Annotated in this window: 24 protein-coding genes; 17 read left to right on the forward strand and 7 right to left on the reverse strand. The window is 57.2% G+C overall.

Translation table 11 applies throughout. From position 1 onward, the window contains the following. The first annotated feature begins 115 nt into the window (after positions 1 to 115). Positions 116 to 2,329 carry a mechanosensitive channel protein gene (gene ybiO / locus FOY96_RS15025; RefSeq protein WP_143347351.1) on the forward strand — a complete coding sequence of 738 codons (2,214 nt, stop codon included), beginning with the start codon at positions 116 to 118 and terminating at the stop codon, positions 2,327 to 2,329. Between the two features lie 48 nt (positions 2,330 to 2,377). On the opposite strand, the gene rlmF is transcribed toward ybiO, so the two are convergent. Next, the gene (gene rlmF, locus FOY96_RS15030) at positions 2,378 to 3,289 is read right to left on the reverse strand and encodes a 23S rRNA (adenine(1618)-N(6))-methyltransferase RlmF (protein WP_172620520.1); all 912 of its coding nucleotides are present in this window, start codon (positions 3,287 to 3,289) and stop codon (positions 2,378 to 2,380) included. Between the two features lie 243 nt (positions 3,290 to 3,532). On the opposite strand from rlmF, the gene mcbA reads away from it, so the two are divergent. The 3 genes from mcbA (at position 3,533) to ybiJ (ending at position 4,734) form a co-directional block, all read left to right on the forward strand. After that, positions 3,533 to 3,799: a DUF1471 family periplasmic protein McbA gene (gene mcbA, locus FOY96_RS15035; protein ID WP_032661263.1), complete on the forward strand. Its 267-nt coding sequence runs from the start codon at positions 3,533 to 3,535 to the stop codon at positions 3,797 to 3,799. 122 nt (positions 3,800 to 3,921) lie between these two features. After that, positions 3,922 to 4,188 carry a DksA/TraR family C4-type zinc finger protein gene (locus FOY96_RS15040; RefSeq protein ID WP_058841682.1) on the forward strand — a complete coding sequence of 89 codons (267 nt, stop codon included), beginning with the start codon at positions 3,922 to 3,924 and terminating at the stop codon, positions 4,186 to 4,188. Positions 4,189 to 4,473: 285 nt separating this feature from the next. Next, entirely contained in the window at positions 4,474 to 4,734 is a 261-nt protein-coding gene (gene ybiJ, locus FOY96_RS15045) for a DUF1471 family protein YbiJ (protein ID WP_023310874.1), read from the forward strand. Between the two features lie 116 nt (positions 4,735 to 4,850). On the opposite strand, the gene ybiB is transcribed toward ybiJ, so the two are convergent. Beyond that, positions 4,851 to 5,813: a DNA-binding protein YbiB gene (ybiB, locus tag FOY96_RS15050; protein ID WP_143347353.1), complete on the reverse strand. Its 963-nt coding sequence runs from the start codon at positions 5,811 to 5,813 to the stop codon at positions 4,851 to 4,853. 266 nt (positions 5,814 to 6,079) lie between these two features. On the opposite strand from ybiB, the gene FOY96_RS15055 reads away from it, so the two are divergent. The 5 genes from FOY96_RS15055 to FOY96_RS15075 all read left to right on the forward strand — a co-directional run bounded on the left by FOY96_RS15055 (position 6,080) and on the right by FOY96_RS15075 (position 11,441). Next, entirely contained in the window at positions 6,080 to 6,616 is a 537-nt protein-coding gene (locus tag FOY96_RS15055; protein ID WP_033144993.1) for a fimbrial protein, read from the forward strand. Between the two features lie 68 nt (positions 6,617 to 6,684). Next, on the forward strand, positions 6,685 to 7,359 hold the full coding sequence (locus FOY96_RS15060) for a fimbrial biogenesis chaperone (protein ID WP_143347354.1): 675 nt from the start codon (positions 6,685 to 6,687) through the stop codon (positions 7,357 to 7,359). Positions 7,360 to 7,384: 25 nt separating this feature from the next. After that, entirely contained in the window at positions 7,385 to 9,928 is a 2,544-nt protein-coding gene (locus FOY96_RS15065) for a fimbria/pilus outer membrane usher protein (RefSeq protein WP_143347355.1), read from the forward strand. Between the two features lie 20 nt (positions 9,929 to 9,948). Continuing rightward, complete coding sequence (locus FOY96_RS15070; protein WP_045887598.1) at positions 9,949 to 10,941, forward strand: fimbrial protein; 993 nt, start codon at positions 9,949 to 9,951, stop codon at positions 10,939 to 10,941. Next, positions 10,938 to 11,441, forward strand: a complete 504-nt coding sequence (locus FOY96_RS15075; protein WP_058841685.1) for a fimbrial protein — start codon at positions 10,938 to 10,940, stop codon at positions 11,439 to 11,441. The genes FOY96_RS15070 and FOY96_RS15075 overlap by 4 nt, the downstream gene beginning before the upstream one ends. Here FOY96_RS15075 and dinG read toward each other — a convergent pair. Further along, a complete protein-coding gene (gene dinG / locus FOY96_RS15080) occupies positions 11,428 to 13,605 on the reverse strand; it encodes an ATP-dependent DNA helicase DinG (RefSeq protein WP_143347356.1) in 2,178 nt (725 codons plus the stop codon). The genes FOY96_RS15075 and dinG overlap by 14 nt on opposite strands. A gap of 97 nt (positions 13,606 to 13,702) precedes the next feature. After that, positions 13,703 to 15,088, reverse strand: coding sequence for an ATP-dependent RNA helicase RhlE (rhlE, locus tag FOY96_RS15085; protein ID WP_033144989.1), 1,386 nt, complete (start codon positions 15,086 to 15,088; stop codon positions 13,703 to 13,705). A gap of 207 nt (positions 15,089 to 15,295) precedes the next feature. On the opposite strand from rhlE, the gene cecR reads away from it, so the two are divergent. From cecR to FOY96_RS15110, 5 genes are read left to right on the forward strand one after another with little or no spacing between them, the layout of a single operon-like run. After that, complete coding sequence (cecR, locus tag FOY96_RS15090; protein ID WP_039261402.1) at positions 15,296 to 15,973, forward strand: transcriptional regulator CecR; 678 nt, start codon at positions 15,296 to 15,298, stop codon at positions 15,971 to 15,973. Then, entirely contained in the window at positions 15,970 to 16,965 is a 996-nt protein-coding gene (gene hlyD, locus FOY96_RS15095; RefSeq protein ID WP_143347357.1) for a secretion protein HlyD, read from the forward strand. Before cecR ends, hlyD begins: the two co-directional genes overlap by 4 nt. Further along, the gene (locus tag FOY96_RS15100) at positions 16,958 to 18,697 is read left to right on the forward strand and encodes an ATP-binding cassette domain-containing protein (RefSeq protein ID WP_064672130.1); all 1,740 of its coding nucleotides are present in this window, start codon (positions 16,958 to 16,960) and stop codon (positions 18,695 to 18,697) included. The genes hlyD and FOY96_RS15100 overlap by 8 nt, the downstream gene beginning before the upstream one ends. Further along, on the forward strand, positions 18,687 to 19,820 hold the full coding sequence (locus tag FOY96_RS15105) for an ABC transporter permease (RefSeq protein ID WP_143347358.1): 1,134 nt from the start codon (positions 18,687 to 18,689) through the stop codon (positions 19,818 to 19,820). The genes FOY96_RS15100 and FOY96_RS15105 overlap by 11 nt, the downstream gene beginning before the upstream one ends. Before the next feature lie 9 nt (positions 19,821 to 19,829). Beyond that, the gene (locus FOY96_RS15110; protein WP_143347359.1) at positions 19,830 to 20,936 is read left to right on the forward strand and encodes an ABC transporter permease; all 1,107 of its coding nucleotides are present in this window, start codon (positions 19,830 to 19,832) and stop codon (positions 20,934 to 20,936) included. Here FOY96_RS15110 and FOY96_RS15115 read toward each other — a convergent pair. After that, the gene (locus FOY96_RS15115) at positions 20,898 to 21,308 is read right to left on the reverse strand and encodes a YbhQ family protein (protein ID WP_014883088.1); all 411 of its coding nucleotides are present in this window, start codon (positions 21,306 to 21,308) and stop codon (positions 20,898 to 20,900) included. The two genes, FOY96_RS15110 and FOY96_RS15115, sit on opposite strands and share 39 nt — an antisense overlap. A 133-nt stretch (positions 21,309 to 21,441) precedes the next feature. On the opposite strand from FOY96_RS15115, the gene FOY96_RS15120 reads away from it, so the two are divergent. The 3 genes from FOY96_RS15120 to FOY96_RS15130 are packed head-to-tail and all read left to right on the forward strand — an operon-like array spanning position 21,442 to position 24,400. Next, positions 21,442 to 22,203 (forward strand): endonuclease/exonuclease/phosphatase family protein, encoded by a 762-nt coding sequence (locus FOY96_RS15120; RefSeq protein ID WP_023334979.1) that lies wholly within the window; start codon positions 21,442 to 21,444, stop codon positions 22,201 to 22,203. Continuing rightward, complete coding sequence (clsB, locus tag FOY96_RS15125) at positions 22,200 to 23,438, forward strand: cardiolipin synthase ClsB (protein ID WP_143347360.1); 1,239 nt, start codon at positions 22,200 to 22,202, stop codon at positions 23,436 to 23,438. Before FOY96_RS15120 ends, clsB begins: the two co-directional genes overlap by 4 nt. Next, positions 23,438 to 24,400, forward strand: a complete 963-nt coding sequence (locus tag FOY96_RS15130) for a lysylphosphatidylglycerol synthase domain-containing protein (protein WP_033144983.1) — start codon at positions 23,438 to 23,440, stop codon at positions 24,398 to 24,400. Before clsB ends, FOY96_RS15130 begins: the two co-directional genes overlap by 1 nt. Positions 24,401 to 24,500: 100 nt before the next feature. On the opposite strand, the gene FOY96_RS15135 is transcribed toward FOY96_RS15130, so the two are convergent. Both FOY96_RS15135 and moaE read right to left on the reverse strand, forming a co-directional pair. After that, a complete protein-coding gene (locus tag FOY96_RS15135; RefSeq protein WP_143347361.1) occupies positions 24,501 to 25,208 on the reverse strand; it encodes a Bax inhibitor-1/YccA family protein in 708 nt (235 codons plus the stop codon). A gap of 64 nt (positions 25,209 to 25,272) precedes the next feature. Further along, a complete protein-coding gene (gene moaE, locus FOY96_RS15140) occupies positions 25,273 to 25,725 on the reverse strand; it encodes a molybdopterin synthase catalytic subunit MoaE (RefSeq protein WP_029742165.1) in 453 nt (150 codons plus the stop codon). Position 25,726: the final 1 nt, after the last annotated feature.

Genomic DNA, 25,726 nt, shown 5'->3' on the forward strand with positions numbered 1-25,726 from the left:
TTACGCTAAGCCGGGCTTGCCCGGCTTTTTTACGCCAGATTGTTCCCAAAAATCCCCCTCCTCGTCTCGACTTCTATACTTATCATTTTGTTCGACATTTTCACCGGAGGACGCCGTGCCGTGGATCCTGCTGCTGTTGATTAGCCTGTTTAGTGCGCCTTCGTTCGCCGTCGCGATCCCCGGTGTCACCACCGGAACCCCTGCGACCCGGCAAAATACGCCGCCTCCGGAACCCGATGTTGAACAGAAAAAAGCCGCCTACGGTGCGCTTGCCGACGTCCTTGAAAACGACACCTCCCGGCAGGAGCTCATTGGCCAGCTGCGCAAAGCCGCCGCCACGCCGCCGCAGGAGTCGGTGCCAACCCTCACCCCGCCGCAGGTTGAGGAGCAAAAAACGGTGCTGGAAAACGTCACCGACGTGAGCCGCCACTATGGGGAAGCGCTCTCCTCACGCTTCGCTCAGCTGTACCGCAACCTGATTGGCTCACCGCACAAGCCGTTTAACCCGCAAACGTTTACCGCCGCCGCCACGCAGTTCCTGATGCTGGCGGGTGCGGTATTTCTTTTTTACTGGCTGGTGCGCCTGTGCGCGTGGCCGCTTTACCGCAAAATGGGGCAATGGGGACGCAGGAAGAATCAGCATAAAAGCAGCTGGCTGCACCTGCCGTTGATGATAGCCTCAGCGTTTATCATCGATTTACTGCTGCTGGCGTTGACGCTGTTTTTAGGCCAGATGCTGGCCGACAGGCTGAATGCAGGCAACAAAACCATCGCCTTCCAGCAGTCGCTTTTCCTGAATGCCTTTGCCCTGATCGAGTTCTTCAAGGCGCTGCTGCGGTTACTCTTTTGTCCGCACGTGCCGGAGCTGCGTCCCTTCTCCATTCGGGATGCGAGCGCGAAGTACTGGGCGCTGCGCCTGAGCGTGCTCAGCGGGCTGATTGGCTACGGCCTGCTGGTTGCCGTGCCGATCATCTCCAACCAGGTGAACGTCCAGTTTGGCGCGCTGGCAAACGTCCTAATCATGATCTGCATTACCGTCTGGTCGCTGTATCTGATCTTCCACAATAAAAAAACCATTACCCAAAGCCTGCTGAATCTGGCCGATCGCTCCCTCTCGTTCTTTAGCCTCTTTATTCGCGCGTTCGCCCTGGTGTGGCACTGGCTGGCAAGCGCTTACTTCATCGTGCTGTGCTTCTTCTCGCTGTTTGACCCGGGCAATAGTCTGAAATTTATGATGGGGGCGACGTTCAAAAGCCTGGCCATTATCGGCATCGCGGCCTTTGTGTCGGGGCTGCTGTCGCGATGGATCTCGAAAACCATCACCCTGTCGCCGCAGGTGCAGCGTAATTACCCGGAACTGCAAAAACGGGTAAACGGCTGGATGTCGGTATCGCTCAAAGTGGCGCGCATTCTCACCGTCTGCGTGGCGATTATGCTGCTTCTGAATGCGTGGAGCCTGTTTGATTTCTGGAACTGGCTGCACAACGGTGCGGGTGAAAAAACGGTCGACATCCTGATTCGCATCGCGCTGATCCTGTTCTTCTCCGCCGTCGGCTGGACGCTGCTGGCGAGCCTTATTGAGAACCGCCTGGTGTCGGATATTCACGGCAGGCCCCTGCCCAGCGCCCGGGCAAGAACGCTTCTCACCCTGTTCCGCAACGCGCTGGCGGTGATTATCAGCACCATCACCATCATGATCGTGCTGTCAGAAATCGGCGTGAATATTGCCCCGCTGCTGGCGGGTGCCGGTGCCCTGGGGCTGGCCATCTCCTTCGGCTCACAAACGCTGGTGAAGGATATTATTACCGGCATCTTCATTCAGTTTGAGAACGGGATGAACACAGGCGATCTGGTGACCATCGGACCGTTAACCGGTACGGTAGAGAGGATGTCCATACGCTCCGTCGGCGTGCGTCAGGACACCGGGGCCTACCACATCATCCCCTGGTCTTCGATCACCACCTTCGCCAACTTTGTGCGCGGGATTGGTTCCGTTGTAGCGAACTATGATGTGGATCGCCACGAGGATGCGGACAAAGCGAAGCAGGCGCTGCGCGATGCGGTAGAAGAACTGATGCAGATGGAGGACATTCGCGGGCTGGTGATCGGAGAACCGTCATTTGCCGGCATCGTCGGGCTGACGAACACGGCGTTTACCCTGCGCGTGTCGTTCACCACCCAGCCGCTGAAGCAGTGGACGGTGCGCTTTGCGCTCGACAGCATGGTGAAGAAACACTTCGATCTGGCGAACGTGCGGATGCCCGTGCAGACCTATCAGGTATTGCCGCCGCCCGCATCGCCGCTCCCGCCGCAGGAGCCGACGCTGTAACCTGGTTGCCGGGGGGCGGCTTCGCCTTACCCGGCCTAAGACGGAGTTCTATTTGCGACGTTTGTTGTTTTCCATAAACGTCCAGGCGATAAAGCGGCTCTGTTTCTGGCCCTGCGCCATCTCTTTTTTCACCACTTTTACGGCGCCCGCTTCGGTCAGCGCGCGGTAGAGCGGCGGCAGGTTATCCCCGCGGGAAACCAGCGTCGTGAACCACTTCACCTGACGGCCAAACTGTTTGCTTTCCGCAATCATGCGCAGGATAAACGCCACTTCGCCCCCGTCGCACCAGAGCTCCTGCTGCTGTCCGCCGAAGTTCAGCGCGGCATCTTCAGCCTGACCGAGGTTACGGCGCTTGCGCTCGCTGCCCGCACGGGCCGATGCCGCCGAATCATGGAACGGCGGATTGCACATCGTAGCGTCATAGCTTTCGTTTTTGTGAATAATGCCGTTGAAGATCGACCCTGCATCTTTCTGACGACGCAGGCGAATGGCGCGGCTTAATCCCGGGTTAGCGCTGATAATCGCCTGGGCGCTGGCAAAAGCCTCGTCACCGATTTCGCTTCCGGTAAAGCGCCACTGATATTCATGCGCCCCGATCAGCGGGTAAATCAGGTTCGCCCCGGTGCCAATATCCAGAATGGTGGCCTGCTGAGGCACGACACCCTCATTGCCTTCGGCAAGAAGGTCGGCAAGGTGATGAATGTAATCCGCGCGGCCCGGCACGGGTGGACAGAGAAAGCCTTCCGGAATATCCCAGTGAGCCACACCGTAAAAATGCGCCAGCAGGGCTTTGTTCAGCATTTTAACCGCCTGCGGGTCGGCAAAGTTGACCGAAGGCTCACCCGCTGGGGTCTGAACAAGATAGTCCTGCAGCGGCGGGCAGCTCAGGCATAACGCGTTCATGTCGTAGCGGCTGCGGTGGCGATTTCGCGGGTGCAATCCCGGCTTTTGGGCAGTCATGGCATTCTCCTTTAAACAGCGGCGTAAGATACCCTTTGCTGGCCCAACGGTAAATCTTTCTCTGCGGCGTTCAAAAAATAGCCATAAATCAAACACCTTTATGTCTATGATCCGTCAGCGAATTGTCAATTTATATCGTTCAAAAAATAAGCAGATCATCATCAAATATTTGCGCTAAGTCACACTCGTCAGGCTTCTAAACTTAAAGGGAATCACCTGTTGTTTCCTCATGAGGATGTGATTATGAAAAAGTACCTGACCCTTGCTGTTATCGCAGCCGCCCTGGCGACCGCGTCCTTCTCTGCCATGGCCGTCCAGTCGCTGACCCAGAGTACTGACACCAGCCAGCTACGCCCTGCGGGCACCGTTTCGGTAAGCCGTGCCAGTAACCTTGACGATCTGCAGGCTAAGCTCGCCGAAAAAGCCCGTCAGGAAGGTGCAAAAGGATTCGTAGTGAACTCCGCTGGCGGAGATAACCATATGTACGGCACTGCGACCATCTATAAATAACCTGTCTCTTCCGCAAGACTGCATCTGTCCAACGGGTGCAGTTCTCTTCTCCCTTCGCCTTGATTGTTCATTTTTTAACCCCATAGTAACCATATAACCTAAACCGATTTCAGGAGGACGCTATGGCTTCCGGCTGGGCAAATGACGACGCTGTTAACGAACAGATCAACAGTACAATTGAAGATGCGGTTGCGCGTGCCCGCGGTGAAATTCCGCGCGGCGAAAGCTTAACGGAATGCGAAGAATGCGGAGAACCCATTCCGGAGGCGCGTCGAAAAGCCATCCCCGGCGTGCGGCTTTGCATTACGTGTCAGCAGCATAAAGATTCAAAAAAATCATTGCACTCAGGATATAATCGCAGAGGTTCGAAAGACAGCCAGTTGCGTTGACTTTACTTTACCCAGGCTAACCGAGCCCGCACGTTCCTTTACGCTCACGGTTTTTAGCCAGACGCGTAGCAAAACGTGCCCTTCGTATTGCTTCTGTAAAGCGCATCCACAAGAAGTGTAAAGCGGCACTTTGAATTTATTAATATTCAATAAGTTATTTGTCATTCAATTTTTTTGAGCAACCACGTCAATTCTCTTCGATTTTATCTCTCGTAAAAAACCGTGATACTTATCACATCGACGGAACATCGTCCCCTTAACAGAAACACCTGCGAGAGATTAATTATGAAAACCATCAAATATGCTGTAGCTGCTGTTGCCCTGTCCGCTCTGTCTTTCGGCGCTTTCGCCGTAGAGCCTGTCTCTTCTACTCAGGCACAGAACATGAACAAAGTTGGTGTGGTCAGTGCTGATGGCGCCACCACGCTGGACGGTCTGGAAGCCAAACTGGCTGAGAAAGCCGCTGCTGCCGGTGCAAGCGGATACACCATTACTTCCGCTAACGGCAATAACAAGCTGAGCGGTACCGCGGTTATCTACAAATAATCGACTGAATGAATGCTGTACCCTCGCCATACCCTCTGGTGAGCTGCTCCACCCTCATTGACCCTGTTGTTGTTACCCTTGCTTGCCCGTCCGCCACTGGACGGGCTTTTTTTTGTCTAAAACGCCTGCGCCACGCGTTCAAGCCCGGCCTGAACGGATTCCACTTCTCCGGTAGCCAGCAAACAGCAGGCCATCTGCAGCTTGATCGAATGCGGAACAGGAACATTTCCGGCAAGGCACTGCTCAATCCAGTGGGCTGTAGTATGCGGATCTTTTGCCTCAGGCAGTATCACACCGGTATTCTCTTCCCCGCGCTCAAGAATGGCGCGCGTGCCTGCAGAATCAATCAGCATCACCTGCGGGCAGCGCTGCGGGTTCGCATAAACCTCGCCCTCCGTGCCGTGCATCAGTAACGCCCTTGCGCCAATTGCCTCAAAGAACTGCGCCACGCGCGCCACGTATTCCGGGTGCGAGACGCTGGAAAGACGCAGGGCGGCATCTTCACCAAACGGCGTGGCCAGTTTCGCCAGCGTGTGCGCGCTGTTGCGCACGCCCATGCGCCAGCGCATATCGAGCTGCTTTTCCAGCGGCGGGCAGAGCGTGCCGACCGGGATATAAACAGGCTGATGACCATCCAGCTTAGCCTGCGCCTGGCCGGCATGACGCGTTGGCTCGATGCCCAGCATCCCGAAAATGGTCTCCGTCAGCACGCGGGTGGGGTCTTCGCTAACGCCGTGCACCACAACCGGGAACCCCATCTTGTGTAACAGGATAGCGAGCAGCGGGGTTAAATTTGCCTGCTTGCGCGCGCCGTTATAGCTCGGGATCACAATCGGCATCGGTTTTGCCACCGGCGGCGTTAAGCGCAGCGTTTGCGCCTGCATGGCATCATAGAAGCCACGCATCTCCGCTTCACCTTCGCCTTTGATACGCAGCGCGATCAGAATGCCCCCCATCTCCAGGTCGGGGACGTCGCCCTCCAGCATGCGGGTGTAAAGCGCACGCGCGGTTTCATGGTCCAGATCGCGGGCGTGGTTTTTGCCTCTGCCTACCTCTTTGATAATTTTACGATAATCCACGACATTTCTCCTTACAGCAGGTTATCAACAATATAGCCCTGATGATGACTCCGCTGTTAGTTTTTTTGCCCACCCTGCGGGTTTTTATAATCAATTGTTTTAGTAAGAAAAATCATTTTGCAAGAATTAATTGGATTATTAGGAAGCCGCGCGGGACCTTTCCCGGCCTGAATTTTCTGATTAAATAGTCGGCGGTGAGTAGTTGAGACATAACTTCGAATAATGCGGGATGCAAAGGTCGAAAGGAGAAACATACAGGTTTAAATATGAAAAAAGTCACTTTAGGTTTATTCATTGCTGCCGCTTTGGGATGCTCTGCATCTTCTTTCGCAGCATCCACCGGTGAAGGGCAAATTAACTTCACAGGTGAAATTATCGATTCCGCCTGTCAGGTGGTTAATGGCTTAAGCAGTCCGCTGAATGTTGCGCTGGGCAAAGTCTCCAAAACAGCGTTTACCGGCGCAGGCTCTACCAGCACCTTAACGAAATTTGATATTCAGTTAAAAAACTGCCCGGAAACGGTCACATCTGCAGCCATCAACTTCGGCGGTACGCCAGATGCGGATAATAACACCACGCTGGCCTTGACCCCGGGTGCGACGACGGCAACTGGCGTGGCGATTCAGCTGGTTGATTCTTCCGAACAGCCCGTCAGTTTATATACGCCTTCAAAGCAGTATCCTTTAGCTGCTGGCACGACGGTAAATAATCTGGAGTTTGGCGCACGTTATATACAGACTCAGGCATCGATCACTGCCGGCCAGGCTAACTCAGCGTCTACTTTTACAGTTATTTATAACTGACACGTTCAATAAGGAGATATTCGCCTTCACGCGAAGGTTAATATCTCCTCTTTCTTTGAGACAGATTTATGCGACACAGTTATTTATTAAGCGCACTTTTACTGACTGCAGTAACAGCCCACGCAGGTGTGATTATTAATGGCACCCGACTGGTTTATCAGGGAGAGAACAAAGAGTCTTCGATTGGGATTTCCAATCCGGATGATATTAACTATCTGGTACAGTCCTGGGTGGATACCGGTTTGAAAAAAGGCGGTAAAGCGCCATTTCTGATTACCCCGCCTCTGTTCCGTCTGAACGCTAAAGAAGATAACGTGCTGCGCGTGGTGCGCACCGGCGGAAATATGCCAGAAGATCGCGAGTCGTTATACTGGTTAAATATTAAAGCCATTCCTTCTTCAAGCCATGAAGAGGGCGTTAATACATTACAAATAGCCATTAATACCCGTATTAAATTGCTGTATCGCCCTGCATCGATTAAAGGCAAACCTGAAGCAGTGGCTGATAAACTAGAATGGCACCGCGAAGGCAATGATCTGGTGGTAAACAACCCCACGCCTTTCTATATGAATTTCCAGAGCGTAACGCTGAACGGCCAAAAAGTGGCAAAAGCTACCTGGGCTGTGCCAGATACCTCTACCCGCTTTGCCCTTCCGGCAAATATGAGCGGTAACACCGTAAGCTGGTCGGTCATTAACGATTACGGAAGCATCAGTAAAACCTGGTCTGCATCCGTTCGTTAATACTCTATTCAACGCCTGGATAATCATGTACAGCACAACTAAGCCGCTATTACGTCGACTGCGTGAAATGCTGCCCACTTTTTGTGGGATAGCGGTGACATGCTGCGCGCTGCAGGCCCACGCTAATGATTATTTTAACCCTGCCCTGCTGGATATTGATAATCCAGAGCAGGCAAAGACCGATCTCTCTGTTTATGAAAACGGTCCCGGTCAGGCGCCAGGTAAATATCAGGTCACGATGTTCGTCAATAACAATAAAATCGACACCCGTGACGTCCTTTTTACATTACAAAAAGATGCGCAGGGAGATGATTCCCTGCAGCCATGCCTGAGTCTGGATGAATTAACGCATCTGGGCATCAAAACCAAAGATTATCCAAAGCTGGCGGCAAAAGGGGAATGCGCGGATCTCAGCGCCATCCCTTCGGCCTCGGCGACTTTCCGCATCAAAAACCAGCAACTACTGCTGAGTATTCCCCAGTCGGCGCTGGGCCAGGTGCCTCGCGGCTACATCGATCCGAAAGAGTATGACGAAGGGATCACCGCGGGCATCCTGAACTATAGCGTTAACGCCAGCCAAAGCCACGCCCGCCAGCATGGAAAAGCGGACAACAGCAGCCAGTTTATTAACCTGCGCCCCGGTTTTAACACCGGTGCCTGGCGCGTGCGAAATTACAGCACCTGGAACCACAATTCGGATGGCGGTCAGGGCGACGGCAAGCTGACCCCGGTCTATACCTATGCCCAGCGCGATATCGTGGGGCTGAAGAGCGAGCTGACCGTGGGACAGAGCAGCACCCAGGCCGACGTTTTCGACAGTGTCTCTTACACTGGCGCGCAGCTGGCTACCGAAAGCGACATGCTGCCGGACAGCGAGCGCGGGTATGCCCCGGTGGTACGCGGTACGGCGCACAGTAACGCCCAGGTGGTGGTTCGCCAGAATGGCTACGTTATCTACCAAAACACCGTCGCCCCCGGCGCGTTTGAGATTAACGATCTCTACCCCACCGGCAGCAGCGGCGATCTGAACGTCACGGTAAAAGAGACCGACGGCAGCGAGAGTCATTTCGTGGTGCCGTTTGCCTCCGTGCCGGTGCTGCAGCGGGAAAAACACCTCAAGTACAGCGTCGCTGCAGGGCGCTACCGTTCATATGATAAAGAGGTTGAGAAGACCCCTTTCGCCCAGGGCAGCGCCATCTATGGCCTGCCACACGGCGTCACCGTTTACGGCGGTACTCAGCAGAGTTCGCATTACCACTCCGCTGCGCTCGGCGCAGGGAAAAACGTTGGAGACCTCGGCGCGTTCTCCGTAGACGTTACCCGCGCCAAAGCGTTACTGAAAAAGCGCAAAACCAGCAAAGGGCAATCCCTTCGTCTGCGCTACAGCAAAAATTTTATCGCGACCGGCACTCACTTTTCGCTGGCGGGTTATCGCTACAACAGCAAAGGCTTTTACACCCTGCAGGACACCATGGAGTCCTGGACCAGTGCAAACGACTGGTCCGCTCCACAGCAGCGCCGCGCACGGGCGGAGGCCACCGTCGACCAGACGCTGGGCGACAAGTGGGGTTCGGTGACGCTAAGCCTGGTGAAAGAGAGTTACTGGAGCCAGCGTCAGGATATGACCTCCCTGAGCGTTAACTACAACAATAGCTGGCACGGCGTGAGCTATAGCCTGAGCTACAGCATCAATAAAAACAGCGACGACACGGACGAAGACGGTAAATCCATCAGCTATGACCGACAAATCGGCCTTAACGTGTCGGTTCCGCTCGACCGCTGGCTGCCTAACACCTGGGCAAACTACAGCCTGAACAACGGTAAAGACGGCACCACCCACAACCTGGGCCTGAATGGTACCGCGCTGGAGGGAGACAAGCTGAGCTGGAACGTTCAGCAGGGACTGGACAGCGCTAATAACAACACCTCCACCAGTATGAATGCGGATTACAAAGGCACCTACGGTGAAGTGCGCGGCGGCGTAAGCCAGGACAGCCATCAGTACACCGTGAACGCCGGGATCCAGGGCGGCATCGTCGCCCACTCTGACGGCGTCACCTTTGGTCAGACCTTGGGCGAAACCGTGGTGCTGATTAAAGCGCCGGGAACGCACGGCACGCACGTTGCCAACCAGACGGGCGTGGAAACGGACTATCGCGGCTATACGCTGGTGCCCTTTGTCACTCCGTGGCGTCACAACCCAATTTCGCTGGATACCGAGACGCTGCCAGACGATGCCGACGTGACACACGCCTCGCAGACGGTGACACCAACGCGCGGCGCGATAGTTCGCGCCAGCTTCGATACTCGCGTGGGCAACCGCGTCTTAATGACGCTGGCCTGGAAAGACAAACCGCTGCCCTTTGGCGCAACGGTCACCACGGAAGACAAGAGCAGCGAATTTATCGTCGGTAACGACGGCCTGGTGTATCTCACCGGACTGCCGCAGCAAGGACGCCTTTTCGTTTCGTGGGGCAAGGAGGCGAGCGAGCATTGCGTCGCCGATTACGCCCTGACGCAAGAGAAGGATGACACCAACATTATTAACGCTGCCGCGCAGTGTCACTGATTAACACCGGACCGATCAGAATGCAGATAGCAAAATCGTTTTTCTTACTTTTAGTTCTGGCGACGGCAGCACTCTTCATGCCGCACGCAAAGGCCAACTGTGTCTCACCAAATTTACCAGCGCTGCTATCGTTAGCGTCTATTTCAGTGCCTACCAGCCTTCCCGTGGGAGAGACCATCCCGGGAACGGAACGTTCGGCTCACATTGCGGGGGGCTGCTATACAGCCGAAGACGCAGGCCGTCAGATCATTGCCTGTTACCACGGTCTGGGTAGAGAGACTCCCAATATCCCTGGTGTTTATGAGTCGGGTGTTGCCGGGATCGGCGTGTCGCTCCGAAACAGTAAAGGGGAGCGTGTGATGGGAGCAGCAGACCAAATCTGCACAACTAAGTCTTCCGTGGGTCAGGTGTCTGATTCGAGCGGTAGCGATGGTTCATTTGCGTTTAGCTTCGACGTCTCGCTGGAACTGGTGAAAACCAGCGAGGTGGTAACCGCCGGTACACTCACATCCAGTAATACACAATTTGGCTTTGGTGTTGAGCAAGTAGAAAGCTTGAGTTATCCAAACACCCTCTCCTACTCAGGTAACGTGGTGGTTAAAGCAGTCACCTGCACCGTATCACCCAAATCTCTGACCGTCACGCTGGGGGATTTTCCGGTGAGCCGTTTTACCGGTCCGGGAACCCTGGTCTCCCAGTCGGTATTCAATATCGACATGCTCTGCGATCAGGATGTACAGCCGGAAATGATGATCACCAGCGCCAATGGCTATGAAACGAATTTTCCTGGCGTGATCAAATTAACGCCGGAAAACGGCGTGGCGACCGGCGTGGGGGTGAGAATGCTCTTTAACGGTCAGATACCTGTTTTCGGGCAATACATGGATACCTTTACCGCCTATGCCAATATCCGCTCGCAATATCCCTTCAGCGTCTCTTACGAACAAACCAGCTCGGAGGTAACGCCCGGAACGGCGAATGCCGTCGCAACCATTACGGTGGCCTACAAATGAAAACCTTATTAGCCCTTTTACTCCTTGGAGTCGCCAGCCAGAGCTTGGCGGAAGAGATTCAGCTCGATATTCGCGGAAACATTTATGCCAACGCCTGCCAGGTAGACAGCGCCAGCCAGAACCTGACGGTCAATCTGGGCAAAGCGAATGCCGGCGATTTTAAGGATGTGGGCGATACCGGACAATGGCATTCATTCGACTTAACCCTGTCGAAATGCCCAACCACTTCCGTGCTGGCCACGGCCACCTTTCACGGTCAGCCAGACAGCATTCATCCGACTAAATTCGCCAGCACCGGAACAGCGAAAGGACTGGCGCTGGAGCTTGCCGACCCGCAGGATCAGATCTCGCTTGCCCCGGACGCCAGCTTCAGCGTGTTGATCAACCAGGACAATCACACGGCGGATTTCCCGCTGGCCGCCCGCTATTACGCCACCTCATTGCCGGTCACGGCAGGAACGTTCAGCAGCGTGGTGCAGGTGACCTTCATTTACCAGTAGGACCGCGCCCCTTAGCACGGAGGCTTTTCTTGCGCCCGGAAGTCAGTTTGACCGGCGGTTTTTTTACCTCGGGCACTTCCGGCTGTTCGATCGGGAAGATCGGCAGCGCGTTCAGGAGCCGTTGGCCGTAATTTTTGGTGAGCAGACGTTTGTCATAAATCACCACCTCGCCCCAGCAGCCGTGGCTACGAATCAAGCGCCCGACCTGCTGAATCAGGTTAAACGACGCCGCAGGCAAACTCTGTACCTCAAACGGATAGCGGTTGAGGCTTTTCAACCATTCCCCCTCGGTGATCACTACCGGGCTGTCGATGGGTGGGAAGGCGATTTTATGGATATGCACCTGCGTCAGGTAATCGCCTTTCAAATCCAGACCTTCAGCAAACGACTGCAACCCCACCAGCACGCTGCGCTCGCCGTTATCAATGCGCTTACGGTGGGTTTCCACCAGCCGGTAGCGCGGCTGATCCCCCTGCACCAGCAGGAGTAAACGCAGATCGGTGACGTGTTCGAGGAAGCGCTGCATCGCCCGCCCGCTGGCAAACAGCACCAGCATACCGGGGTACTTTTTACTCTCGACCTGCTCGCGGAAGTAGGCCGCCATTTCCGCGATGTGCTGCTCTTCGTTGTCGATGAGCGGCTCGAATTTCATGCGCGGAATGACCAGCTTGCCCTGCTCGCAGTGGTTAAACGGCGAGTCCAGCGCCACGAAACGGTCGCCCGCTTTCTCTTTTAGCCCGCTCATCTCCTGCAGCCTTGAGAAGCTGTTCAGGGAACGCAGCGTGGCAGAGGTGACAACCACGTGCGGCACGCTGCGCCAGATCAGCTTTTCCAGCTGATCGGCCACGCGGATGCCCACGCAGTGGAAAAAGAGGTGCACCTGCCCGTCCCGCACTTCGCGGGTGGCCCATTTGGTGACCGGCGCGCCGGACGCCTGCGCCATCGAGGCCAGCCGCCAGAGCTTGCTCTGCGCTTCGAACATCCCCAGCGCGCGGTTCATCTGCAGCAGAACGCGGTGCAGACGCACCACGTCATGCGAGCCGGTTTTCTCGCTGAGATCGTTTAAGAACATCTCCGCCAGCCCGCGCAGCTTTTCCAGATGTTTCGCCAGCTGCTGGCAGATCTCCATCACCTCTTCCGGTAGCTCACCCATCGCAAAGCGGTGTTCGGCTTCCTGGGTTGCCGGAAGATAAAGATTCAGGATGTTGTTCAGGGATGAAATGAGGCTATAGACCTCTTCACAGTGGTCGCTCAGCCGCTCCGGCACCGCCAGCGGCGGCGTGGTTTTCGGGCGGAACTGCTCCATGCAGGTCGCTACCAGCTTGCAGAAGAGATCCAGCTGCAGGCGGAACCACGGAGCGGTGATTTCGGCGCTCATCTCCAGCGCATCCCGCGCCACGTCCGGCAGATGGTGGCCTTCGTCGAGCACCAGCAGCAGGTTTTTGGGCTCCGGCAGCACCGCTTCGCTCTCCAGCGCCGCCATCACCAGCGCGTGGTTTGCCACAACCACTTCCGCCTCCTGAATCTCGCGCCGAGCGACAAAGAACGGGCACTCGCGGTAGTAGTGACAGTTGCGGTTCAGGCAGCTCGCTTTGTCGGTGCTGAGCCTGCGCCACAGGTCGTCGCTGATGGCCTGGCTGGTGTGATCCCGCAGGCCGTCCCACTTATAGCCGTCGAGCTCGACTTTGAGTTTTGCACACTGCTCCTGCTCGGCCTTATTGTTTGGCGTTAGCTCGTCATCCAGAAACGCGAGCAGATCCTGCTGATTCGGCTCGCTGCTGGCCAGCGCCGCCAGGTTGCGCGGGCATACATAACGCCCGCGCCCAAAGGCTGCCGTAAACCGCAGCTCGGGGATGATTTTGCGCAGCAGGGGTAAATCTTTGCTGAAGATCTGGTCCTGCAGCGCCACGTTGGCGGTGCTGACCACCAGCGTTTTGTCCTCTTCCCGCGCAATCGCGATGCCGGGAATGAGATACGACAGGGTTTTCCCGACGCCGGTTGGGGCTTCAATCGCCAGATGTCGCCCGTCGTCCCCGGCGAGCGTTTTTGCCACGTCAGCAATCATCTGCCGCTGCGGCGCTCGGGGGATAAAGTCGGGGATCTGCTGCTGTAGCGCCTTATACCATGCGCCAATTTGCGCCTTGAGCGCAGCGGTTAAAGCCATTGGAAAACCTGAAATACTGTATAAACAGCCACTATTGTGGCACTTTCTCTTCGCTGCCGCAAAAAGAAAAGCCCGGCTTTACGACCGGGCTTCCAGATTACTGCGGGTTAGCAGGCTTGCGCGGGCGGCGTCGACGCTGCCCTTCTCCTGCCGGTTTCCCTTCGCCGCTGCGCCACGGGTTTTCACCCGCCGGTTTGCTGTCGTTGTTACGACGCGGCGGTTTGCCGGATGATTTCGGCGCGCCGCCTTCGGCACGACGCGGCTGCTGACCGCGACCGCCGCCGCCCTGACCACGTCCACCGCCGCCCTGACGACCGTTCTGAATCGGCTCGGCTTTGATCGACGGATCCACTTCGTAACCCGGGGTTTCGATGCGCGGGATCTCTTTCTTCAGCAGGCGCTCGATGTCGCGCAGCAGCTTGTGCTCGTCCACGCAGACCAGAGAGAGCGCTTCACCGGTTGCCGCCGCGCGGCCGGTACGGCCGATACGGTGAACGTAATCTTCCGGCACGTTTGGCAGCTCGTAGTTCACCACGTGCGGCAGCTCTTCAATGTCAAGGCCACGGGCGGCGATGTCGGTCGCCACCAGCACGCGGATGTCGCCGGATTTGAACTCAGCCAGCGCACGGGTACGCGCGCCCTGGCTCTTGTTGCCGTGGATCGCCGCACTGCGAATGCCGTCTTTGTTCAGCTGTTCCGCCAGGTGGTTGGCGCCGTGCTTGGTGCGGGTAAAGACCAGCACCTGCTGCCAGTTGCCCTGGCCGATCATCTGGGAGAGCAGTTCCCGCTTGCGCTTTTTATCCACAAAGTGAACGTGCTGCGTCACCTGCTCGGAGGCGGTGTTGCGGCGCGCCACTTCCACTTCCAGCGGGTTATGCAGCAGCTTTTCCGCCAGCGCCTTGATCTCGTCGGAGAAGGTCGCGGAGAAGAGCAGGTTCTGACGACGCGCGGGCAGCTTGGCCAGCACGCGACGAATATCGTGGATAAAGCCCATGTCGAGCATGCGGTCGGCTTCGTCCAGCACCAGAATTTCAACCTGGTCCAGCTTCACCGCATTCTGGTGCTCCAGATCCAGCAGGCGACCTGGAGTCGCAACCAGAACGTCGACGCCGCTGCGCAGCTTCATCATCTGCGGGTTGATGCTTACCCCGCCGAAAACCACCAGCGAACGAATGTTGAGATAGCGGCTATAGTCACGCACGTTCTCACCAATCTGCGCCGCCAGCTCGCGGGTTGGGGTAAGGATCAGGGCGCGGACAGGACGACGGCCTTTGGCGTGCGGCTGGTTTTTTACCAGCAGTTCCAGCAGCGGCAGGGTAAAGCCCGCGGTTTTGCCGGTACCGGTCTGGGCGCTCGCCATCAGGTCACGGCCCTGCAGAACGGCGGGGATCGCCTGCTGCTGGATTGGGGTTGGCTCAACGTAGCCCTGCTCTGCGATCGCGCGCAGAATTTCCGGGTTCAGGCCAAGGGAATCAAAAGACATAAAAACTCCGAACCGCCCCGACCATCACAGGTGTAGTTTTCAGGGAGATATAACGAATAGGGGAGGACAAAAACCACAATGTCGCGAAGGAGCGGAGTGTAGCAGCTTTTGTGACGTGGCGCATAAAATATCCCTCAGCGTTCCCTCGACGTTAGCGTGAATCAGGCATAATCTTAATCAATCGATTGATTAATTCTTAATGCCGCCATGAATACGACACCCACAACAACCAAAGGTGAACAGGCCAAAAATCAGCTTATCGCCGCCGCGCTGGCGCAGTTTGGTGAGTACGGGCTGCATGCCACCACCCGCGATATTGCCGCGCTGGCCGGGCAGAACATTGCGGCGATTACCTACTATTTTGGCTCAAAAGAGGATTTATACCTCGCCTGCGCCGAGTGGATCGCCGATTTTATCGGCACGCAGTTTCACCCGCACGTTGAGGAAGCCACCGCGCTGCTCGGCCAGCCGTCGCCCGATCGCGCCGCCGTTCGCCAGCTTATTCTCAATGCCTGCCACGATATGATCCGCCTGCTGACGCACGACGATACGCTCAACCTGAGCAAGTTTATCTCCCGGGAGCAGCTCTCCCCGACCGTCGCCTACCAGCGGGTACACGATCGGGTGATTGAGCCAATGCACTCGCACCTGACCCGGCTGATCGCCGCCTATACCGGTCGGGACGCCAGTGATACCGAGACAGTTTTGCATACCCACGCCCTGCTGGGTGAAATCCTTGCCTTCCGTCTGGGCAGGGAAACCATCCTGTTACGCACCGGCTGGACACAATTTGATGAGGATAAAGCCGCGCAGATTAGCAAAGTGATCGCCTGTCACGTCGATCTGATCCTGCAAGGCTTAACGCAAAGGAGCCTGAAGTCATGAAAAAACCTGTCGCCATCATTCTGGTGGTTGTTGTTTTGCTTGCTGCCGGAGTCGGTGGATGGCTGTGGTATCAGAGCCATCAGGATAAAGGCCTGACGCTGTACGGCAACGTGGATATTCGTACGGTGAACATGAGCTTCCGCGTGGGCGGTCGTCTCGCCTCGCTGAGCGTTGACGAAGGCGATGCCATTAAAAGCGGGCAGACGCTGGGGATGCTGGATAAAGCGCCCTATGAGAATGCGCTGCTGCAGGCCAAAGCGGGGGTGTCCGTCGCCCAGGCGCAGTATGACCTGATGCTGGCAGGCTATCGCGACGAAGAGATCGCCCAGGCCGCCGCTGCCGTTAAGCAGGCGCAAGCCGCCTATGACTACGCGCAGAACTTCTACGCGCGCCAGCAGGGGTTGTGGAAAAGCCGCACCATTTCCGCTAACGATCTGGAAAATGCGCGCTCGTCCCGCGACCAGGCGCAGGCAACGCTGAAGTCCGCGCAGGATAAGTTAAGCCAGTACCACACCGGTAACCGCCCGCAGGATATCGCCCAGGCGAAAGCCAGCCTTGAACAGGCGCAGGCGCAGCTGGCTCAGGCAGAGCTGGATCTGCACGACACCACCTTAATCGCGCCGTCTGACGGCATGCTGATGACCCGCGCCGTGGAGCCGGGCAGCATGCTCAGCGCGGGCAGCGCCGTCTTAACGCTCTCCCTGACCCGCCCGGTCTGGGTACGCGCCTACGTTGATGAGCCTAATCTCGGCCAGATGCAGCCGGGCCGCGAGCTGCTGCTCTATACCGACGGCCGCCCGGACAAGCCGTATCACGGCAAAGTGGGCTTTGTCTCCCCTACTGCCGAATTCACGCCGAAAACCGTTGAAACACCGGACCTGCGTACCGACCTCGTGTATCGCCTGCGCATCATCGTGACCGATGCGGACGACGCGCTGCGTCAGGGCATGCCCGTCACCGTAAAAGTGAACAACGGGGAACGACATGAATGACGCGGTTATTCAGCTCAACAATCTGGTTAAACGCTTCGCGGGAATGGACAAACCGGCCGTCGCGCCGCTGAACTGCACCATCCGGAAAGGCTATGTGACCGGGCTGGTCGGTCCGGACGGCGCGGGGAAAACCACGCTGATGCGGATGCTGGCGGGGTTGCTCAAGCCGGATGAAGGAAGCGCCAGCGTGCTCGGTCTTGACCCGATCGAGGATGACGGAGCCCTTCACGCCATGCTCGGCTATATGCCGCAGAAGTTTGGCCTGTATGAAGATCTGACGGTGATGGAAAACCTGAACCTGTACGCCGACCTGCGCAGCGTCACCGGCGAAACGCGGCAAAAAACCTTCGCGCGCCTGCTGGAGTTTACCTCCCTCGGCCCGTTCACCGACCGGCTGGCGGGCAAGCTCTCCGGCGGGATGAAGCAGAAGCTGGGGCTGGCCTGCACGCTGGTTGGCGAGCCGAAAGTGCTGCTGCTGGACGAGCCCGGCGTCGGCGTAGACCCGATTTCGCGCCGCGAACTGTGGCAGATGGTGCACGAGCTGGCGGGCGACGGAATGCTGATCCTCTGGAGCACCTCCTACCTCGACGAAGCGGAACAGTGCCGGGACGTGCTGCTGATGAACGAAGGCGAACTGCTTTATCAGGGCGAGCCGACGACGCTGACGCAGAGCATGGCCGGGCGCAGCTTCCTGCTGCACAGCCCGCAGGAGTCTAACCGCAGGCTGCTGCAGCGGGTGCTCAGGCTGCCGCAGGTCAGCGACGGGATGATCCAGGGCCGCTCGGTACGGGTGATCCTCAAAAAAGAGGCCACCGTCGACGATATTCGCCAGGCGCCCGGCATGCCTGAGATCGAGATGGAAGAGACCGCGCCGCGCTTTGAGGACGCGTTTATCGACCTGCTGGGCGGCGCGGGTACCTCAGAGTCGCCGCTTGCCGCCATTCTGCATACGGTGGAAGGCACGCCGGGCGAAACGGTGATTGAAGCCAAATCCCTCACCAAAAAGTTCGGGGATTTCGCCGCCACCGACAACGTCAACTTTGCGGTGAAGCGCGGGGAGATTTTTGGCCTGCTCGGACCGAACGGCGCGGGAAAATCGACCACCTTTAAGATGATGTGCGGCCTGCTGGTGCCGACGTCCGGCAAGGCGCTGGTGCTGGATATGGACCTTAAGGTCAGCTCCGGCAAGGCGCGCCAGCATCTCGGCTATATGGCGCAGAAGTTTTCCCTGTACGGCAACCTGACGGTCGAGCAGAATCTGCGCTTTTTCTCCGGCGTGTACGGCCTTCGTGGGCGGGCACAGAACGAGAAAATCCGCCGCATGAGCGACGCCTTCGCCTTAACCAACATTGCCTCCCACGCCACCGACGAGCTGCCGCTCGGCTTTAAGCAGCGGCTGGCGCTGGCCTGCTCGCTGATGCACGAGCCGGATATTCTGTTTCTTGATGAGCCGACATCAGGCGTTGACCCCATTACCCGCCGTGAGTTCTGGCTGCACATCAACAGCATGGTGGAAAAAGGCGTGACCGTGATGGTGACCACCCACTTCATGGACGAGGCGGAGTACTGCGACCGCATCGGGCTGGTGTATCGCGGCAAGCTGATTGCCCACGGTACCCCGGACGACCTGAAAAACCAGGCCGCCGACGATGAGGTTCCGGATCCGACCATGGAGCAGGCGTTTATCACCCTCATCCACGACTGGGATAAGGAGAATGCCCATGCGCAGTAATGCCATTTCCTGGCGCAGGGTGCGCGCGCTGTGCATTAAAGAGACGCGGCAGATCGTGCGTGACCCCAGCAGCTGGCTGATTGCGGTAGTCATCCCCCTGCTGCTGCTGTTTATTTTTGGCTACGGCATTAACCTGGACTCCAGCAAGCTGCGGGTCGGGATATTGCTGGAGCAGCAGAGTGAGGATGCCCTGGACTTTACTCACGCCATGACCGGATCGCCCTACATTGACGCCACCATCAGCGATAACAGGCAGGAGTTGATCCAGAAAATGCAGGCCGGGAAAATTCGCGGCCTGATCGTCATTCCGGTGGATTTCGCCGCCAACATGGCGCGGGCAAATACCGACGCGCCGATCCAGGTGATTACCGACGGCAGCGAGCCAAACACCGCCAACTTTGTACAGGGCTACGCGGAGGGGATCTGGCAGCTGTGGCAGATGCAGCGCGCGGAGGACCGGGGTGAAGAATTTAAACCGCTGATCGACGTGCAGACGCGCTACTGGTTTAACCCCGCCGCCATCAGCCAGCACTTTATTATTCCGGGCGCGGTGACGATTATCATGACGGTGATTGGCGCGATCCTGACCTCGCTGGTGATCGCCCGCGAGTGGGAGCGCGGGACCATGGAGGCGCTGCTCTCTACCGAAGTGACGCGCGTCGAGCTGCTGCTGTGCAAGCTCATCCCCTACTATTTCCTCGGCATGCTGGCGATGCTGCTCTGTATGCTTGTCTCAGTCTTTATCCTCGGCGTGCCGTATCGCGGCTCGCTGGTGGTGCTGTTTTTTATCACCAGCCTGTTTTTACTCAGCACGCTGGGCATGGGGCTGCTCATCTCCACCATCACCCGCAACCAGTTCAACGCCGCGCAGGTGGCCCTCAACGCCGCCTTTTTACCGTCGATTATGCTGTCCGGGTTTATCTTCCAGATAGACAGTATGCCTGCGGTGATCCACGCCGTGACCTATGTTATTCCGGCTCGCTACTTTGTGAGCACGCTGCAAAGCCTGTTCCTGGCGGGGAATATTCCGGTGGTGCTGATCGTCAACACGCTGTTTTTAATGGCGTCAGCGGCGATGTTTATTGGGTTGACGTGGATGAAAACCAAACGGCGACTGGATTAAGGAGCGAACATGTTTCACCGATTATGGACGTTGATACGCAAAGAGCTGCAATCCCTGCTGCGCGAGCCGCAAACCCGCGCCATTCTGGTCTTGCCGGTGCTGATCCAGGTTTTACTGTTCCCGTTTGCCGCCACCCTTGAGGTGACCAACGCCACCATTGCCATTTACAACGAAGATAACGGCAAACATTCCGTCGAGCTGACGCAGCGTTTTGCCCGTGCAAAAGCCTTTACCCACATCCTGCTGCTGAAAAGCCCGCAGGAGATCCAGCCCACCATCGACACGCAAAAAGCGCTGCTGCTGGTGCGGTTCCCGGCGGATTTCTCCCGCAATCTGGATACCTTCCAGACCGCGCCGATGCAGCTGATCCTCGACGGGCGTAACTCCAACAGCGCCCAGATAGCCGCCAACTACCTGCAGCAGGTGGTGAAGGATTACCAGCAGGAGCTGATGAAGGGCAAACCGAAGCCCAACAACAGCGAGCTGGTGGTGCGTAACTGGTACAACCCGAACCTGGACTACAAGTGGTTCGTGGTGCCGTCGCTAATCGCCATGATCACCACTATCGGGGTGATGATCGTGACTTCCCTTTCCGTCGCCCGCGAGCGCGAACAGGGCACGCTGGACCAGCTACTGGTCTCCCCGCTCGCCACCTGGCAAATTTTCGTCGGCAAAGCGGTCCCGGCGCTGATCGTCGCGACGTTTCAGGCCACCATCGTGCTGGGGGTGGGAATTTGGGCCTACCAGATCCCGTTCGCCGGTTCGCTGGCGCTGTTTTACTTCACGATGGTCATTTACGGGCTGTCGCTGGTGGGGTTTGGACTGCTGATCTCGGCGCTCTGCTCGACGCAGCAGCAGGCGTTTATTGGGGTGTTCGTCTTTATGATGCCCGCGATTTTGCTCTCGGGGTATGTTTCACCCGTCGAGAACATGCCGGTGTGGCTACAGGACCTGACGTGGGTAAACCCGATTCGGCACTTTACGGACATCACCAAGCAAATCTATCTGAAGGATGCGAGTCTGGATATTGTCTGGGGAAGTTTGTGGCCGCTACTGGTCATAGCGGCCACGACGGGCTCAGTGGCGTACGCGATGTTTAGACGCAACATTGCGTAGCTTTTTCTCTTTGGTCAGCAGCGAGACCACCGCAGGCCCTGCGAGGATAGCCAGACCCGCCAGGGCAAGCAGCAGGTTGTTTTGCAGCACGCGCGAGAGCAGCCAAAGCACAATCATCGCCGCGCCAAAATACCAGGTGGTGGTGAGCTCTTCAAGCACATCACCCACCTCGCGCCAGCGCGCTTCATGGTGGCGCTGTAAGAACAGCATCGACAGCACGGTGACGCCATAAAGGACGCATAGCCCCAGGCCAACACGCACCAGCGTGCCGCTCATCCAGCCCATCACCAGTACGGCCACGACCAGTAAATGCAACATTATCTGCCAGCAACTCAGGCCAGTTGCGACACGAACACGTTGTTGCCACTTCATGGCTTCTCTCCTGAAGGATTTTTCTCTGCTTAATCAGACTACCGCACTTTACGGAAAATTCCGTAACGCCGCATCTTTTTGTGACGACGACTACACTTTATTTTCATTGGGATAGTCACTCAGGAAGGAGCTTATGACTCAAAAAATGCAGCATTTCTCGCTTAAGGTGCTGACGATAAACATTCATAAGGGCTTCACAGCATTTAACCGCCGCTTCATTTTACCGGAGCTGCGCGACGCGGTACGCACCGTCAGCGCGGATATTGTCTGCCTGCAGGAGGTGATGGGCGCACACGAAGTGCATCCGCTCCACTTTGAGAACTGGCCCGACACGCCGCACTATGAATTTCTGGCCGACACCATGTGGAGTGACTACGCCTATGGCCGCAACGCGGTCTATCCGGAAGGGCATCACGGAAACGCGGTGCTGTCCCGCTACCCCATTGAACATTACGAAAACCGCGACGTTTCCGTCGGGGAAAGCGAAAAACGCGGCCTGCTTTACTGCCGCATTACGCCGCCAGACCTCGAGCGACCTGTCCATGTCGGCTGTGTTCACCTGGGCCTTCGCGAAGCCCATCGTCAGGCGCAGCTGAAAATGCTGGCCGAATGGGCCAACGCGCTTCCCGAAGGCGAACCTGTGGTGGTAGCGGGCGATTTCAACGACTGGCGACAGCGGGCAAACCATCCGTTGAAAGTAGATGCCGGGCTGGAAGAGATTTTTACTCGCGCCAACGGCAGGCCTGCTCGCACTTTCCCGGTCCGTTTCCCGCTGCTTCGGCTTGACCGCATCTACGTGAAAAATGCCCACGCCAGCAGCCCGACCGCCCTGGCGCTCCTTAACTGGCGACATCTTTCCGACCATGCCCCGCTCAGCGCGGAGATCCACCTATGAAATGTTCCTGGCAGGAAGGCAACCGAATCACGCTGCTGGTCAACGGGGACGAGTATTATCCGGCCGTGTTTAAAGCGATTGACCATGCACAGCAGAAGGTGATCCTCGAAACCTTTATCTGGTTCGAAGACGACGTCGGCAAACAGCTGCACGGCGTGCTGCTGCGCGCCGCCCGGCGCGGCGTCAAAATTGAAGTATTGCTTGATGGCTATGGCTCGCCGGATCTCAGCGATGCGTTTGTGAATGAATTGACCTCCGCGGGCGTGGTGTTCCGCTACTACGATCCCGGCCCTCGCCTGTTCGGCATGCGTACCAATCTTTTCCGCCGGATGCACCGCAAAATTGTGGTGGTGGATGAGACGGTGGCGTTTGTCGGCGGCATTAACTACTCCGCTGAGCATATGTCCGACTACGGCCCGGAGGCGAAGCAGGACTACGCTATTCGCATTGAAGGCCCGGTGGTGCAGGACATCTTACTGTTTGAGCTGGAGAACCTGCCGGGTAAAGAGGCCGTTCGCCGCTGGTGGAGACGCCGCCATCGCCCGGAAGAGAACCGGAAGCCCGGCGAAGCGCAGGCCCTTTTCGTCTGGCGGGATAACGGCGAGCACCGGGACGACATTGAACGTCATTATCTCAAGATGCTCGCCAACGCGAAGCGCGAAGTGATTATTGCTAACGCCTACTTTTTCCCCGGCTATCGTCTGCTGCACGCCATGCGCAATGCGGCCCGACGCGGGGTTCGCGTGAAGCTGATTGTGCAGGGCGAGCCGGATATGCCGATAGTCAAAGTCGGCGCGCGGCTGCTGTATAACTATCTGGTGAAGGGCGGCGTGCAGATCTACGAATATCGCCGCCGACCGCTGCACGGCAAAGTGGCGCTGATGGACGATCACTGGGCCACCGTGGGTTCCAGTAATCTCGATCCGCTGAGCTTATCGCTCAATCTCGAAGCTAACCTGATCATTCACGATCGCCAGTTTAATCAGACCCTGCGGGATAACCTGCAGGCGCTGATCGTTAACGACTGCGTGCGCGTGGACGAATCCATGGTTCCCAAACGCACCTGGTGGAACCTGGGCATCAGCGTGGTGGTGTTCCACTTTCTGCGTCATTTCCCGGCCATGGTCGGCTGGCTGCCGGCGCATACGCCTAAGCTTGCGCAGGTGGACCCGCCGGTACAACCCGAAATGGAAACCCAGGACCGTATTGAAGCGGAAGACGGAGGCAAACCCTGATGTCGAAATCGCATCCGCGCTGGCGGCTGGCAAAAAAGATCCTGACCTGGCTGTTTTTTATTGCGGTCGCGGTTCTGCTGGTGGTCTACGCGCAGAAAGTTGACTGGGAAGAGGTGTGGAAAGTCATCCGCAACTATAACCGGATGGTGCTGCTGGGCGCTGTGGGGCTGGTTATCGTGAGCTACCTGATGTACGGCTGCTATGACCTGCTGGGCCGCGCTTACTGCGGCCACAAGCTGGCCAAACGTCAGGTTATGCTGGTGTCGTTTATCTGCTACGCCTTCAACCTGACGCTGAGCACCTGGGTCGGCGGCATTGGCATGCGCTATCGCCTCTACTCGCGGCTCGGCCTGCCGGGCGGGACCATAACGCGCATTTTCTCGTTAAGCATCACCACCAACTGGCTGGGCTATATTCTGCTCGGCGGGGTGATCTTCACCATCGGCGTGGTGCAGCTGCCCGCGCACTGGTATATCGATGAGGCCACGCTGCGCATTCTGGGCATTGTGCTGCTGCTGATTATCGCCGTTTATCTGTGGGCCTGCGCGTTTGCCAGACGCCGCCATATGACCATTAAAGGGCAAAAGCTGGTGCTGCCCTCGTGGAAGTTTGCGGTGCTGCAGATGGCCGTCTCCAGCGCCAACTGGATGGCGATGGGGGCGATTATCTGGCTGCTGATTGGCGAGGACGTCAATTACTTCTTCGTGCTGGGCGTGCTGCTGGTGAGCAGTATTGCGGGCGTGATTGTGCATATTCCGGCGGGGATCGGCGTGCTGGAGGCTGTGTTTATCGCGTTGCTGGCCGGGGAGCATGTCTCTCAGGGAACGATTATCGCCGCCCTGCTGGCGTACCGCATGCTGTATTACTTCTTGCCGCTGGCGCTGGCAACGGTGTGTTATCTGGTGCTGGAGAGTCGGGCGAAAAAGCTGAGAGCGAAGAACGAGAAGGCGTTAGCGAAATAAAAGCAAAACGGCAACCTTGTTGCCGTTTTTAGTGTTTGTTCCCTCTCCCGTGGGAGAGGGTCAGGGTGAGGGCACCAGACCGCCACCCGGCAAAACAACCTTAGCGACGGTCGCCGAAAATCCGCAGCAGCATCAGGAACAGGTTGATGAAGTCCAGATACAGCGTCAGCGCGCCCAGAATCGCGTATTTGCGCAGGTTTGAACTGTCGCGTACGTCGATCTGCTCGCCGATGTTTTTCAGCTTCTGGGTGTCATACGCCGTCAACCCAACGAAGATCACCACCCCGATGTAGGTCACGGCCCACATCAGCGCGTCGCTCTTCAGCCACAGGTTTACCAGCGACGCCAGCACAATCCCGATCAGCCCCATAAACAGCATGCTGCCGAAACCGCTCAGATCGCGCTTCGTGGTGTAACCGTACAGGCTCATCGCACCGAACATCCCGCCGGTGACCACGAAGGTGCTGGCGATGGAGGAGTAGGTGTAAACGATGAAGATACTGGAAAGCGTCAGCCCGGTTAGCGCCGAATAGAGCATAAACAGCGTAGTCGCCATTCCGGCACTCAGCTTTTGCACCAGACCCGAAAGCACAAACACCAGCGCCAGCTGCGCGATAATCAGCCCAAAGAAGGTGATTTTGCTGGAGAAGATAAACATCATCAGTTCAGGCGTGTTCGCCGCATACCACGCGATGAACGCGGTAAGCAGCAGGCCAACCGTCATCCAGCCGTACACCTGAGCCATATACGTCTGCAGGCCGCTACGGGTCTGCTGTACTATTGAATCGGAACGCGGAAATCGGTCCATGATTCACTCCTGATTAAGATTAAGTAGACACACACGTTAAGATTAACACATCCACGTAAACCGACTACCAACGGCTGGCGGCTTGTTTATCGCTGTCGCGCGATTCTACCCAGCGGTCACCTTCCGGCGTGGCTTCGCGCTTCCAGAACGGCGCTTTTGTTTTGAGGTAATCCATAATGAACTCCCCTGCCGCAAACGCGCTGCTGCGGTGCGCGCTGGTCACCCCGACGAAGACAATCTCTTCGCCAGGCCACATCTCGCCGATGCGGTGAATAACCGTGACGCGGCCAAGTGGCCAGCGGCCTCGCGCCTCGTCGACAATCTCCGCCAGCGATTTCTCGGTCATCCCCGGATAGTGCTCCAGCGTCAGTGCCTTCACGCTGTCGCCGAGGTTGTGGTTGCGCACTTTGCCGGTGAAGGTGACAACCGCGCCGTCTTCATCGCGTTCCGCCAGCCAGCTGTATTCTGTCCCTACGTTAAAACGCTCGGGGCTCACCAGAATTCGGGTTTCAGCCATC

It is taken from the genome of Enterobacter asburiae (assembly GCF_007035645.1).
In the GTDB taxonomy this organism is placed as follows: domain Bacteria; phylum Pseudomonadota; class Gammaproteobacteria; order Enterobacterales; family Enterobacteriaceae; genus Enterobacter; species Enterobacter asburiae_B.